Below are 13,627 nucleotides of genomic sequence, written 5' to 3' on the forward strand. Positions count from 1 at the left end.
ATACACGCTTACTTTAACAAGGCCGTCTGAAAACTGGAAAGAATGCTTTGTTTGGTATAAAGACGATTTTGTTATATTGAAGACATGAAAAGGCCGTCTGAAAACCAAATTTCAGACGGCCTTGCTGGAGTGGTAAGGATCAATAGGCAACAGGATCTTGATATGCAGGCTGGCGTTGCTCCGCGTCATAGTTTTCCTGAGCCGAGCGGACGGCTTTTTCCAAACCCTTGATCCGTTCGAGATAGCGGGTATAGTTACGCTCATTGCCATAACGCACTTTTTTGCCTTCTTCCAAATTTTTCTTGGCGGTATCCAAAGCACGCTTGGCTGCGCCGACGTCAACTGGATTGACCGGGGTGACAGCTTCTTCCGCCTGCTCGGCTTTGCTTGGGGAAGTCGGCGTTGCCGGTGTTGAAACAGGCGCAGAAGTATATACGGACGGTTTGCCGATATTGCTGGCTTTGCAGTTTTTGCCGCCGGCTTGGGTATAGACTTTACGACCTGCAGAATCGGTACATTCAAAAATGGGCGCGGCGGAAATCGCAGTTGTCAAAGCGAGCAGTAATGTGCTGATCCAGAGTTTGTTCATTTTTTATTTTTCCTTAAAACCATTTCCACCAAACAAACAAAGCCGCAATCATGATGATGTTGGCGAAGAGGATGGGTTTCCACTGTCTGGGCGCGCGCCGCAATTCGGCGCCAGATCGCGTGCGGCGGATATAGAAAAACGGGCTGAGCAGCATGGAAGCGGCACATACCAAAATAATCACGGCGTAATAGATTTTGTGCGTTTCCATATCGTTTCTCCGTTTCAGACGGCCTGAAATGCTGACTACAACGCATTTTTGTGTGAAGCGCTGCCTGTTTTCATCTTAACATCGAAATTGGGCACATTCGCCATGGCCTCAATCCTGAGGTCTTTGCAAAAATATGCTACAATCGCGTCCGATTATAACATTCTATTTATAAAGGTTTTACGAATAATGATTTCTACCAACGGCATCACCATGCAGTTCGGCGCAAAGCCGCTGTTTGAAAACGTATCCGTCAAATTCGGCGAAGGCAACCGTTACGGCTTGATCGGCGCCAACGGTTCGGGCAAGTCCACTTTCATGAAAATCCTCGGCGGCGATTTGGAACAGACTGCTGGCGAAGTGGCGATTGAAAACGGCGTGCGTTTGGGTAAATTGCGCCAAGACCAGTTTGCCTACGAAGACATGCGCGTACTGGACGTGGTGATGATGGGGCACACCGAAATGTGGGCGGCAATGACCGAACGCGACGCGATTTACGCCAACCCCGAAGCCACCGAAGACGACTACATGAAAGCCGCCGAACTGGAAGCCAAGTTCGCCGAATACGACGGCTACACCGCAGAAGCGCGCGCTGCCGAATTGTTGAGCGGCGTGGGTATTTCCGAAGATTTGCACAATACGACCATGGCAGAAGTTGCCCCGGGTTTCAAACTGCGCGTATTGCTGGCGCAAGCCCTGTTCTCCAAACCAGATGTATTGCTCTTGGACGAACCGACCAATAACTTGGACATTAATACCATCCGCTGGTTGGAAGGCGTGTTGAACCAATACGATTCCACCATGATTATTATTTCGCACGACCGTCACTTCTTGAACGAAGTCTGCACCCACATGGCGGATTTGGACTACAACACCATCACCATCTATCCGGGCAACTACGACGACTATATGCTCGCTTCCGCCCAATCGCGTGAACGCGCCCTGAAAGACAATGCCAAAGCCAAAGAGAAACTGCAAGAGCTGCAAGAGTTTGTCGCACGCTTCTCTGCCAACAAATCCAAAGCCCGTCAGGCAACCAGCCGTCTGAAACAGGCAGACAAAATCAAATCGGAGATGGTCGAAGTCAAACCTTCTACCCGTCAAAACCCATATATCCGTTTTGAAGCCGACGAAAAAGCCAAATTGCACCGTCAGGCTGTGGAAGTTGAAAAACTGGCCAAACGTTTTGAAACCCAATTATTTAAAAACCTGAACTTCATCCTTGAAGCAGGACAACGCCTTGCCATCATTGGCCCCAACGGTGCGGGTAAATCCACCCTGCTGAAACTCCTCGCCGGCGCGTTCAACCCTGAATACGCCGAAGGCATCGCCCCCGACGCAGGCACCATCAAATGGGCGGAAAAAGCCAGTGTCGGCTACTACCCGCAAGACCATGAAAACGACTTCGACGTCGATATGGATCTGAGCGAATGGATGCGTCAATGGGGTCAGGAAGGTGATGACGAGCAAGTCATCCGCGGCACTTTGGGCCGCTTGCTCTTCGGCAGCAACGATGTTGTGAAAAAAGTTAAGGTTCTCTCCGGTGGTGAGAAAGGCCGTATGCTTTACGGCAAACTGTTGCTGTTGAAACCCAATGTTTTGGTCATGGACGAACCGACCAACCACATGGACATGGAAAGCATCGAATCTTTGAACATGGCGCTGGAAAAATACAACGGCACGCTGATTTTCGTATCGCATGACCGTCAGTTTGTATCTTCATTGGCTACCCAAATCATCGAATTGGATGGCAAAGGCGGATATGAACACTACTTGGGCGATTACGAAAGCTATCTGGAGAAAAAAGGTTTGGCTTAAATCTTTACTAACGATCTAATAAGGCATTGAGATGCCGTCTGAAAATTTCTATATTTTCAGACGGCATTTTCTTTTCAAAATTAAACAATGGTATATTGAACTTTTATGCCAAAATTATGACTAATAAAAGCTTTTTGCAAAAGAATAATTCAATATTACGACATTTTTGAAGGAATATATTAAATGGTAAACATTAAAACAGCAGTGCCCGATGCCTCTCAATATGGTGCCAAACTTGGCTATACGACTTATGAGACAGAACAAGGCAAGTTGAAGAACGGTATCGTTGAGAACCAGTCTTCTTCTAAAGAAGCAGATCGCGCAACTGCCCGTGAAGCAAGCGGTCAGGCATATGTCGATTTGCCGACCAATGCTTCAGTTTCATTTGTTGCACAAGCAGAAGCCAATGCCGTAACCATCCGTTATACCGTTCCTGACGGTGAAAGCGGTAAAGTTGAAGTCAAAGTCAATAATACAGTGATCGGTACTTTGGATTTGTCTTCCAAATCTAACTGGCAATATTTGGATAACTATACATATCATCCGAATGACGATATTAAAGTTCATGATACGCCTGCGGCAGATAGGCTTGCCCGCTTCCAATTTGACGAAGTCAGCCAATTATTTAAAGATGCCCATATCAATAAAGGAGATACAGTTACCATCACTAATCTCGACAGCACGCCTGTAGGCATTGACTTGATTGATTTGGAAAAGGCACCGGACGCCATTAGACAGCCTGAAAACAGTATCAACATTACTGATGTCAATTTTGGTGCAATTGCCAATGACGGCTCGGATGATTACCAGGCGTTTATGAAAGCGGTAGAAGCTGCAAAAAATACAGAACATAAGACTGTTTATATCCCCGAAGGCCAATTTGATTTTTCACGCCCAATTTCTCTTTATGTTCCTGATGGTATTAAGATTACCGGTGCAGGGCAATGGCACACCAAGTTACATTTTTTGAATACAGAAGCTGCTGAATATGATAAAAAGGGTAATTATGTCAAAGGTGGTGGCGGTATTGATTTCGTATCTGGTAGTAACAATATAGATTTTGGTAATCTCTCTATGGATTCAAATCTAAACTCAAGATATGCTGAGAAAGCCAATTACAAAGGTATATCCGGCACTTTAGGTACTGGCTCTTCTATTCACGATATCAAAATCGAACATTTTGAAGCTGGCGTATGGATTGGAGATTATTCTCAAAACAAACCTTTAAATTACACTGATGGTTTGACTATTTCTAATGCCACTATTCGCAATAACTTGGCAGATGGTGTTAACTTTGCCCAAGGTACCAGCAATTCCACCGTTATCAATTCCAATATCCGTGGCAATGGTGATGATAACTTAGCGACATGGTCAAGCCATCATGAGAATACCAATGCCCATGTTGCTGAAAATAACCGCTTTTTGAATAATACCGTTGAATTAGGCTGGCGTGCAGCAGGTATTGGTATCTTTGGCGGTAAAGGTCATGAAGTAGCCAATAACCTTATCAAAGATAATGCTAATTGGAGTGGCGTACGAGTTAATACTGTATTTAGTGGCCATAATTTTGATCTTAACGATCCAGGCATTAACATTCATAATAATTTATTTGTTAGTAATGGTACTAATACCGATGCTTATGGTCGCATTAAAGGTTCTATTGATTTAGAAGAGGGCCGAGACTATGAAGATAAGATTCATAATATGCCACTAAGAGGAGAACTAAATAATATTAGAATTGAAGGAAATACGATTATTGATAATTTATCGAAACGAGACATTACAACAATTCGTAATACCATACCTGATGATCTTAATACATCAATAAATGATACTACAGTTTTTATTAATGCAAATGATGCAGTTAGTAGAAATAATACAGTAGCGAGTGATGCAGACCATGTTACAACATCTGTTTATGAAGAAAAACGCTATGTCATTGATAAATCATATATTCATGGTAATACTCCTGGATATGAAACTGTAACTGTAACTAATATTAAAGGTACACAAGCGGATGATCATATCGATGGTACGAGTGGTATTGACAGAATTGATGGTAAAAATGGTAATGACACTATCTATGCCTGGGGAGGTGATGACATCATTACTATTACAGGAAATGGCAACAATTCTATCAGTGGCGGCGATGGTAATGACCGTATCAGAGGCGGTTTGGGCCATGATATGATTAACGGCGATTCAGGTAATGACATCATTTCCGGTTATGATGGAGACGATCGTCTCAATGGCGGTATGGGTAATGACTCTGTCTATGGGGGAAATGGTAATGATACCCTATGGGGAGAAAGTGGCGATGACTATTTGAATGGTGGTGATGGCGACGACGTTTTGTTTGGCGGACAAGGAACCGATTACTTGGTAGGCGGCAAGGGTGCCGATACTTATGTTTTCAGTCTTGAAGAAGGTAAGGATACGATTGTCGATAATGTGGGCGAACATAATGCGTTGCAATTCGGCCAAAATATCTCTGTTAATGACCTACATATTGATGCCATCACTGATGTTCGAGGCAATACCGATTGGAAAATTACCATTAAGAGATCAGAAGGGGACAGTATTACCATCAATGACCAATTCGTTTCTGGTAAAACTGATGCTGTGATTGATACCTTCCGTTTCGATGAAGGTACATTGAGCCTGCAAGAGTTGATGGGGAGATTGTCAGGCAACGGCAATATCAATAATTTGTCAGACGTCAATACACATACTGAGCGCATGAGCTACTCGTCTGTCGATACGGCTGATGTTCATGATGACACAGCATCTACCGCCAATGCTGGAATTATCTAATTAGCTGTCTTTTAGGCTGAATAAAGGCCGTCTGAAATCTAGAAAATAGGTTTCAGACGGCCTTTATTTATGTTTTGATAGAAAGAGGATTAACTGAATAAACCTTTAAACCACAACACAATCGCGTCCCACATACGGCGCAACCAGCTGCCTTCTTCCACGCCGGTCAGGGCGACGACGTCTTTTTCGGCAATGATTTTGCCGTCTTTCATAACTTTCAGTTTGCCCAATACTTGGCCTTTTTCAATTGGGGCGAGGACGGGCTGAAGCGTTTCTAAGATAGGTTTGACGTTTTTGCCGGTATCGTGGGGAATGGTAATGTAAACATCGTCCAAGAAACCGATATCTACGGCTTTGGTGCTGCCTTTGTAAACTTTGACTTGGGAAATCACTTCTCCGCCGTTGTACAGTTTAGGCGTATCAAATGCCTGCAATGACCAGTTGAGCAGTTTGCTGCTTTCGCTGGCGCGCGCTTCGGTGGATTCGGCACCGGCAAGAATGGAAACAATACGGCGGTTGTTGCGTTTGCTGGAAGCGGCAAGATGGTAGCCTGCGCCTTCGCTATAGCCGGTTTTCAAACCATCGATACTGCTGTCGCGATAGAGCAGGAGATTGCGGTTGGGCTGCTCAATGTTATTGTATTTGAAAGATTTGTTTGCAAACAAAGGATAATATTTCGGATAGTCATTAATGAGCGCGGCTGCCAAGATGGCAAGGTCGCCAACGGTTGAAACATGGCCGTTAGAAGAAATACCGGTCGGATTGTTGAAGTGGGTGTGCTTCATGCCCAAGCGTTTGGCTTCTTCATTCATTTGTTTGACGAATTCGTCGATAGAGCCGTTGCCAATGGCTTCGGCAAGGGTAATGGCGGCATCGTTGGCCGATTGGATGGTTGTACCCTTAATCAAGGAGCTGACGCTGACAGGAACTTTGGGATCGAGGAACATGCGCGAACCTTCGACTTTCCATGCAGCATTGGAAACGGTCAGCATTTGGCTTGCTTCAAGTGTACCGTTTTCCAGTGCTTTAAAGGCAAGGTAGGCGGTCATCATTTGCGTTAACGCGGCAGGCTCGATAGGCGTGTCGGCATTGTTGGATGCCAAGGTTTGCTTGCTGTGCAGGTCGGTAACGATATAGGCAGTCGCCGCAATTTCCGGCGGCGTTGTCGGGCTGTTGATGCTGTGCAGCAGCGGCTGCGTTTGAGCCTCGCCTTGTACGGCAGGTGCGGATGCAACTGGGTTGGCAGCGAGGGTAGGAGTATTCAAGAGGGCAGCAAAAATTAAGCTAAGTAGCGTTTTTTTCATCATTGTTTGTAAATTTGAATATGAGTGGACACTGTTATGAGGCAAACAGTTTGGCATACTAAATAGATATTAAGCGGACATTATACCGTCTCATTTAGGCTTTGCTAAGATTTTTCTTGCCTTCAGACGGCCTCAGGGGTATGGTTTTAACTTTTTCCTCTGGTCGATTTGACCGAATTGCAATTTATTTCCGAACACTAAAAATACCATGAACCATTCCCTTCCTCTTTCTGATTATCTAACCCGTATTTTGACCGCTTCCGTTTATGATGTAGCCGTAGAAACGCCTTTGGATTTGGCACGCAGTTTGTCAGGCCGTCTGAACAATCAGGTTTTGCTCAAACGTGAAGATTTGCAGCCGGTGTTTTCGTTCAAAATACGCGGCGCGTACAACAAAATGGCGAAGCTGCCGAAAGAAGCCTTAGATTGCGGCGTGATTGCAGCCAGCGCGGGCAACCATGCGCAGGGTGTGGCTTTATCGGCGCAATATTTGGGTTGCCGCGCCGTCATTGTGATGCCGGAAACAACGCCTAAAATCAAAATCGATGCGGTCAAGAGCCGAGGTGGCGAAGTGGTATTGAAAGGCGTGTCTTATAACGACGCCTATGATTATGCGATGGAGTTGGCAGAAAAGGAAAAACTGACTTATATCGCGCCGTTTGATGATCCTGACGTAATTGCCGGTCAGGGAACCATCGGCATGGAAATTCTCCGTCAACACCGCAATATCAATGCGATTTTCGTTCCGATTGGCGGCGGCGGTTTGGCAGCAGGCGTAGCGGCGTTTATCAAACAAGTTTGTCCTGAAATTAAAGTGATTGGCGTGCAAACCGATGATTCTTGCTGTATGAAGCAATCGGTTGAGGCTGGGGAAATCGTACATTTGAAAGATGTCGGCCTGTTTTCAGACGGCACGGCGGTCAAGGTTGTCGGTGATGAAACCTTCCGCCTGTGTAAAGAGCTGCTGGACGAGATTATTACGGTCAATACGGATATGTTGTGCGGCGCAATTAAAGATATTTTTGACGATACGCGCAGCATTACCGAGCCTGCGGGCGCATTGGCACTTGCCGGCCTAAAGGCTTACGTTGCGAAAAACAATATTCAAGGTCAAAACTTGGTTGCCGTCACCAGTGGCGCCAATATGAACTTCCACCGCTTACGCCACGTTTCGGAGCGCAGTGAGCTGGGCGAGGGCAACGAAGGTATTTTCGCCGTTACCATTCCCGAAGAAAAGGGCAGCTTCCTGAAGTTTATCAATTTGCTGGGAAGCCGGAACATTACTGAGTTCAACTATCGCTACGGCAACGACAACAATGCTCATATCTTTGTCGGCTTGCAAACTGCCGGTGCGCAAGACTTGGCCGTCATCAGCGCACAACTGACTGAAGCAGGCTTGCCCAATGTCGATTTGACCAATGATGAAATCGCCAAAATCCATATCCGTTACATGGTTGGCGGCCGTACGGAAAAAGTAGCCAACGAACGTTTGGTCAGCTTTGAATTTCCTGAGCGCCCGGGTGCGTTGTCCCGTTTCTTGAACCATATGCGTGCCGAATGGAATATTACCTTGTTCCATTACCGCAACCATGGCGCAGACTATGGCCGTATTTTGGTCGGTATCGATGTGCCGGAAAGCGACAATGAGGCTTTTGCCGACTTCTTGGATAGCTTGGGTTATGTCTATAAAGAGGAAACCGACAATCCGGCCTATAAACTTTTCTTGGCTTAATCAGTAAGATAAAAGGCCGTCTGAAATTTTTCAGACGGCCTTTTGTTTTATATTTTGCTTTATTTTTTACGGAACACCAAGTCCCAAACGCCATGACCCAATCGCTTGCCTCGGGTTTCAAACTTGGTTTCAGGACGATAATCAGGCGTAGGGGCGTAATCGGTAGCCGTGTTTTGCAAAGAGTCGAAACTGCTCAAAACTTCCAGCATTTGCACGGCGTATTCTTCCCAATCGGTCGCCATGTGGACATAGCCGCCGCTTTTGATTTTGGGCAGCAGCTTTTCAACAAACGGCACTTGTACCAAGCGGCGTTTGTTGTGGCGTTTTTTGTGCCAAGGGTCGGGGAAGAAAATATGAATACCGTCTAAAGAATCGTCTTCCAGCATTTTTTCCACCACTTCCACCGCATCATGACGCATCACGCGGATATTGGAAATGTGTTCTTCCTCGATCAGCTTCAAGATATTACCGACGCCCGGGCCGTGAACATCAATCGCTAAAAAGTCGGTATCGGGCAGACGTTTGGCAATTTCCACCGTTGCGACGCCCATACCGAAACCGATTTCCAAAACTTTAGGGTTGTCCCGTCCAAAAGTGCGGTTCAAATCTAAAGGGGCTTCTTGGAAGTCCACACCGAATTGCGGCCACATGGTATCGATGGCGCGCTGTTGGGCCGCGGTCATATGGCCTTGGCGTAAGACGAAACTGCGGATGCTGCGTTTGTGTTCTTCAGGAACGGTATTTTCGGGCGTATTTTCTGGAATGTTTTCAGACATATCGTTTAAAATCATTGAAAAATCAAATAAAAAGGCCGTCTGAAAAAATCAGACAACCCTGCTTACAAATCGGCGTGATTATAGCGAATAAACGCTCTTCCCGAAACCTTTTAAAAAGGAGGTTTCAGACGGCCTTTTTAAGACAATTCCGGTTGCGGTACTTTGTGTTGCACCGCATAAACCGCAGCTTGAACGCGGCTGCTTAGATTCAGCTTGCGCAACAGGTTCTGCACATGCACTTTGACGGTTGACTCAGCCAAGTTTAAATGGCGTGCAATGATTTTATTGCTGTGTCCTGCGGCAAGGTAGCCCAAGATTTCCATTTCGCGCGGGGTCAGCTGCGCCAGCAGGTGGTCGGAGCGTGAAGGAGAAGGGGAAATCAGCGATTGCACCAAGCGGCTGGTCATTTCAGGGGAGAATACATTGTCTCCGTCGACGGCTTTGCGGATGCTTTCCAAGAGGAAGTCGGCGTTGATGTTTTTCAGCAAAAAGCCTTTTGCCCCCACACGCATACATTCGGTCAAGTCGTCACTGTCTTCGGAAACAGTCAGCATGATGACGGTCAGTTGCGGATTGATGCTCAGAATTTGAGCCAGTGCTTCGCGGCCGTTCATAACCGGCATATCCAAGTCCAGCAAAACTACGTCAGGCTTGAGCTGTTCGACCATTTTTACGCCGGCCAGGCCGTCTGAAGCTTCGCCGACGACTTCAAAATCAGGCTGGCGGGAGAGTAGGGCTTTGATGCCGCTGCGAAATAGGGTGTGGTCGTCAATAAGGGTAATTTTAATCGTCATGATGCTGTTCTCATTTGTTGCGGCAAAGTCAGCATAACCGCCGTACCTTGCCCAATCTGCGATGTAATGGCCAATTCTGCGTTAATCCGTTGGGCCCGTTCCTGCATAATGCCCAAGCCGACATGTTCGCCTGAAGGCCGGTTTGATAGGTGTTCTTTATTAAAGCCTGCGCCGTCGTCCCGAATCGTCATGACAAAATCGCCGTGGTTGGCAATTTCGACGCTGACATGTTGCGCACGCGCGTGCTTCCGGATATTGGACAGGCTTTCCTGCAAGATGAAGATGATCTGCAAATGCTCATCATAATTCAAAGCCTGCCCATCGTCCTGCCATTTTAAATCAACTGGAATACCGGTTTGTCGTTCAAAACGCGCCAGCAGCGATTCTACCGCTTCAGGGAAATCTTTATTACTGATTTTGGTGCGGAAATTCATCAGAAGCTCGCGGACGTCTTCATAGCATTCCTGCACGCCGTCTTTAATGAAGCTGATGTTTTCTTCAGCCTGCTCGCGTTGGTTTGAAGCAAACGCGCTTTCCAACATTTGCACCTGCAAATTCAAAAAGGTCAGGGCTTGTGCAATGCTGTCATGCAAACCTTGTGCAATCAAGTTGCGCTCCTGCAAGACGGCAAGCAGGCGGCGTTCTTGTTCCATGCGGTTGTTGGCGATGGAAATCCCCAGCTGCCCGCTTAAAGTCTGCAATAATTTTTCGTCTTGCTCATTGGGCATATGGCCGTCTGAAAAATACAGGGCCAATACACCGAGCTGTTCGTCTTGGTAAACGATTGGGAATTCTACATGATTTCCCTCTTCGGTTTCACCGACACTTGCCGCCAAGTCAGAGCGTTTGCGTTCTTCATCGGAAAGATATACCGTACCGCCCAAAGCGGAAAACGCCGGCAGAATCTGAGCCAAAAATTCTTCTGCGGCCTGTTGCGGCGTAAAGGTTTGGTGCAGGTTGCGCGTAGTCTGGTAGAGCAGGGTCAAGTCACGGTTTTGCCGAGCCAAGTCTTGGGTTTGTTGGGCAACCTGTCCTTCTAAATCCGTATAAAGCGTTTTCAGACGGCGGCTCATTTGGTTGAAGCCCTTGCTGACTTGGGCGAATTCACGAATTTGGTCTGTATCGATTTGCACCCCGAAACGACCTTCGCTGATGGTTTCTACCCCGTCGCGCAATTTTTCCAGCGGCCGGATGATCCACGAATAATGCCAAACAATCATCAAGCCGGCAGCCACTAAAATCATCAACATCATCGCCATTTGAAAACGGCGCAGCCACAAAGTATTTTGCTCGTTGGCGTTTTCCATCGCTTGTAAAAACAGCTCGATATTGCCGGCAAAACGGTATAGGCCGATTTGGGTCGGCCGCTCGTAATGTTGCAAAGAAGGCTTGATGTTGGATTCCCAATCAATCAACAGCATCGATTGAATCAAATCGTAAGCCAGCGGCATTTGTGACGGAATCAGCGGATGAATGGCATCGCTTTGCGTTACATTGGCCAGCGTACGTTCAAATTCTTTAATTTGGTTGTCAATTTGAGCATTGGGCGTACGGACGCTTGCCATATAAGCCAAGCGATACACCTGCATTTTCAAGCTGCCCGCATCTTCAATCGTTTTAGCCGCGCTTTCCAAACGCCAAGAAAGCAACAGGGTAAAGGCAATTGATAAAAAAGCTGAGCCGACCCATAACACAGTCAGTAGTTTTAAACGCGAGGACAGGCTCAGGCCGTCTGAAGATCCGGAGAATAAACGCATAAAGCACGCAGGAAGACTAATCCGATAATCTTATAAAAATATCATTCTTTCGGCCTATAAACAACCTGTCTAAAATAATTGTATGGTTATGATAAGAAAAAACAGGGGTTTAATGTAAAATCATGTTATGATAAAATTCATCTTAAGTGAATTAAATCACAAAATCAGGTTTCAGACGGCCTGAAGCCTTAAAAACTTATTCCATAAATACAACATCGCGAATAACACTTACACACTCTGCTTTGCAAAGGACTACCAAAATGAAAATTTTTGCACTGATATTGGCCGGCGGGCAGGGAAGCCGGATGGGAGGTGTCGATAAAGGGTTGGTGCAGTGGCACAACAAAGCCTTGATAGACCACGTTATCGAAAAAATCCGCCCGCAAGTCAGTCATATCGCCATCAGTGCCAACCGCAATCTCGAATCCTACGCCCAACGTAGCGCGCACGTTTTCTCGGATGCACGCCAATGGCAGCATTACGGTCCTTTAGCCGCCTTATGTACTGCCGCCAACGATTTACAAATTGCCACTGCCGATTGGCTGCTTATCGTATCCTGCGATATGCCACGTTTGCCGGAAAACTTGGTTTTCCAGTTTGAGACTATCGCCAAACGCACGCCGTTGTGCAATGCATTTTACGTTGAAACCCCGTCCAGACCGCATTACAGCGTGATGTTTATCCGTCCGCAAATCCTGCAAAGCACCGTGCCATACCTTTATTCAGGAATGCGTAGCATCCGCGGCTGGCTACAGCAACAGCGCGCGCGGGTTGTCCATTTCCCTCATGAGCAGGATTTTATCAGCTACAACACGGAAAACGATTTGGCCCAGCCTTTGTAGCTGGGTAGGTAGAAGCAATAAGCTTCTGATGAACTGAATTGTTTTGCAATAAAGTATTTTATAAAAGCTCTAGGCCGTCTGAACAACAGACGGCCTTTGTTTTGTCATTTTAAAGTTAAATGAATTATAGGCAACCAGCAAAGTTTTCTGCTGCCAATGGTTCCCTGCCTAGTAAAGCTGCAAAATCAGAATAGTCAGCACATGAGCCTTGCTTGAGTAGGGCAAAGCTGTCGTGGCTAATAATGCCGTTGCTGAGGATGTTTGCCAACGGCAGCGCTGGGTCAATCAGTTGCAGGGAAATAGGCAGAATACGTTGCGGCGGTTTATGGTGCAGGGTTTGACGGATGGTGGTCAGGTATTCCGCCAAGGTTAGCGTTTGGCTGCTGGTCATATTGATGACGCTATGGTCGGTGTCGGTTTGGACGGCAAGTTTTGCCAAACCTTCGGCAACATCGGCAAGGTGTACAGGCTGCAAATGAAAGCGACCGGCTTCCGGTAAGGGAAGTAAAGGGAGGTGGGCTAGCTTGATGAATAGCTCGCAACTGGTTCCTCCACGTCCGTAAACAACGGATGGTCTGGCTATGGCAATCGGTATGCCGCTTTGGGTTATGGCATCATCGCCACGTCCTTTGCTGCCAACAAAGTTGATGGATTGAGATGGATCGGCACCCAGCGCGGATAGTTGCACCCAGCGTTTTATGCCTGCTGCTTTTGCCCATGCGGCGAGCTGTTTGGGCGTGTGGTGGTGCACGGTTTCAAGTATTTCGGCATGACGGCTCATGATGCCAATGCAGTTGATGAGAACGTCTTGCCCTTCCAATAAACGGCGTGCGGCGGTTTCGTCGGGATGAAGAAAATCGAAGGCGCGGCGGTCAGGTGTGCAAACTTGGTGACCTTGTTCTTTGAGGATTTGAACGGTACGGCTGCCGATAAAGCCGCTGCCTCCGAAAATGATGATGTTCATATGTTTTTCTTTATATTGTTGCTGAGGCCGTC

At 46.8% G+C, this 13,627-nt stretch carries 11 protein-coding genes; 4 read left to right on the forward strand and 7 right to left on the reverse strand.

Annotated elements, in window-relative coordinates:
* Positions 1-139 precede the first annotated feature (139 nt).
* Positions 140-589, reverse strand: a complete 450-nt coding sequence (locus tag O3661_RS07795; RefSeq protein WP_371492941.1) for a DUF4124 domain-containing protein — start codon at positions 587-589, stop codon at positions 140-142.
* Between the two features lie 13 nt (positions 590-602).
* Positions 603-797 carry a hypothetical protein gene (locus O3661_RS07800; RefSeq protein ID WP_036491242.1) on the reverse strand — a complete coding sequence of 65 codons (195 nt, stop codon included), beginning with the start codon at positions 795-797 and terminating at the stop codon, positions 603-605.
* 186 nt (positions 798-983) lie between these two features.
* Between O3661_RS07800 and O3661_RS07805 the strand changes: the two genes are divergently transcribed.
* Positions 984-2,612: an ABC-F family ATPase gene (locus O3661_RS07805; RefSeq protein WP_371492943.1), complete on the forward strand. Its 1,629-nt coding sequence runs from the start codon at positions 984-986 to the stop codon at positions 2,610-2,612.
* Positions 2,613-2,795: 183 nt separating this feature from the next.
* Positions 2,796-5,426, forward strand: a complete 2,631-nt coding sequence (locus O3661_RS07810) for a type 1 secretion protein (RefSeq protein WP_371492944.1) — start codon at positions 2,796-2,798, stop codon at positions 5,424-5,426.
* Positions 5,427-5,515: 89 nt separating this feature from the next.
* Here the strand turns inward: O3661_RS07810 and O3661_RS07815 are convergent, their stop codons facing one another.
* Positions 5,516-6,733 (reverse strand): D-alanyl-D-alanine carboxypeptidase family protein, encoded by a 1,218-nt coding sequence (locus O3661_RS07815; RefSeq protein WP_371492945.1) that lies wholly within the window; start codon positions 6,731-6,733, stop codon positions 5,516-5,518.
* 205 nt (positions 6,734-6,938) lie between these two features.
* Here O3661_RS07815 and ilvA point away from each other — a divergent pair, with 205 nt between their 5' ends.
* Positions 6,939-8,462 (forward strand): threonine ammonia-lyase, biosynthetic, encoded by a 1,524-nt coding sequence (ilvA, locus tag O3661_RS07820; RefSeq protein WP_371492946.1) that lies wholly within the window; start codon positions 6,939-6,941, stop codon positions 8,460-8,462.
* Between the two features lie 59 nt (positions 8,463-8,521).
* On the opposite strand, the gene trmB is transcribed toward ilvA, so the two are convergent.
* The 3 genes from trmB to O3661_RS07835 all read right to left on the reverse strand — a co-directional run bounded on the left by trmB (position 8,522) and on the right by O3661_RS07835 (position 11,789).
* Positions 8,522-9,238, reverse strand: a complete 717-nt coding sequence (gene trmB, locus O3661_RS07825) for a tRNA (guanosine(46)-N7)-methyltransferase TrmB (RefSeq protein WP_371492947.1) — start codon at positions 9,236-9,238, stop codon at positions 8,522-8,524.
* 137 nt (positions 9,239-9,375) lie between these two features.
* Positions 9,376-10,032 carry a response regulator gene (locus tag O3661_RS07830; RefSeq protein ID WP_371492948.1) on the reverse strand — a complete coding sequence of 219 codons (657 nt, stop codon included), beginning with the start codon at positions 10,030-10,032 and terminating at the stop codon, positions 9,376-9,378.
* Positions 10,029-11,789: a histidine kinase gene (locus tag O3661_RS07835; RefSeq protein ID WP_371492950.1), complete on the reverse strand. Its 1,761-nt coding sequence runs from the start codon at positions 11,787-11,789 to the stop codon at positions 10,029-10,031. Before O3661_RS07835 ends, O3661_RS07830 begins: the two co-directional genes overlap by 4 nt.
* Positions 11,790-12,049: 260 nt before the next feature.
* Between O3661_RS07835 and mobA the strand changes: the two genes are divergently transcribed.
* Positions 12,050-12,631: a molybdenum cofactor guanylyltransferase MobA gene (gene mobA, locus O3661_RS07840; RefSeq protein WP_371492951.1), complete on the forward strand. Its 582-nt coding sequence runs from the start codon at positions 12,050-12,052 to the stop codon at positions 12,629-12,631.
* Positions 12,632-12,755: 124 nt separating this feature from the next.
* Here mobA and O3661_RS07845 read toward each other — a convergent pair whose 3' ends face one another.
* Positions 12,756-13,595 (reverse strand): NAD-dependent epimerase/dehydratase family protein, encoded by an 840-nt coding sequence (locus O3661_RS07845; RefSeq protein WP_371492952.1) that lies wholly within the window; start codon positions 13,593-13,595, stop codon positions 12,756-12,758.
* Between the last annotated feature and the right edge of the window lie 32 nt (positions 13,596-13,627).

The sequence above is a fragment of the Neisseria sp. 20925_1_37 genome (assembly GCF_041433255.1).
Lineage (GTDB): Bacteria > Pseudomonadota > Gammaproteobacteria > Burkholderiales > Neisseriaceae > Neisseria > Neisseria flavescens_D.

What these genes read in the sequence shown, in the direction of transcription:
- O3661_RS07795 (WP_371492941.1), bottom strand. Translation starts at nt 589, where the DNA reads ATGAACAAACTCTGGATCAGCACATTACTGCTCGCTTTGACAACTGCG.
- O3661_RS07800 (WP_036491242.1), bottom strand. Translation starts at nt 797, where the DNA reads ATGGAAACGCACAAAATCTATTACGCCGTGATTATTTTGGTATGTGCC.
- O3661_RS07805 (WP_371492943.1), top strand. Translation starts at nt 984, where the DNA reads ATGATTTCTACCAACGGCATCACCATGCAGTTCGGCGCAAAGCCGCTG.
- O3661_RS07810 (WP_371492944.1), top strand. Translation starts at nt 2,796, where the DNA reads ATGGTAAACATTAAAACAGCAGTGCCCGATGCCTCTCAATATGGTGCC.
- O3661_RS07815 (WP_371492945.1), bottom strand. Translation starts at nt 6,733, where the DNA reads ATGATGAAAAAAACGCTACTTAGCTTAATTTTTGCTGCCCTCTTGAAT.
- ilvA (WP_371492946.1), top strand. Translation starts at nt 6,939, where the DNA reads ATGAACCATTCCCTTCCTCTTTCTGATTATCTAACCCGTATTTTGACC.
- trmB (WP_371492947.1), bottom strand. Translation starts at nt 9,238, where the DNA reads ATGTCTGAAAACATTCCAGAAAATACGCCCGAAAATACCGTTCCTGAA.
- O3661_RS07830 (WP_371492948.1), bottom strand. Translation starts at nt 10,032, where the DNA reads ATGACGATTAAAATTACCCTTATTGACGACCACACCCTATTTCGCAGC.
- O3661_RS07835 (WP_371492950.1), bottom strand. Translation starts at nt 11,789, where the DNA reads ATGCGTTTATTCTCCGGATCTTCAGACGGCCTGAGCCTGTCCTCGCGT.
- mobA (WP_371492951.1), top strand. Translation starts at nt 12,050, where the DNA reads ATGAAAATTTTTGCACTGATATTGGCCGGCGGGCAGGGAAGCCGGATG.
- O3661_RS07845 (WP_371492952.1), bottom strand. Translation starts at nt 13,595, where the DNA reads ATGAACATCATCATTTTCGGAGGCAGCGGCTTTATCGGCAGCCGTACC.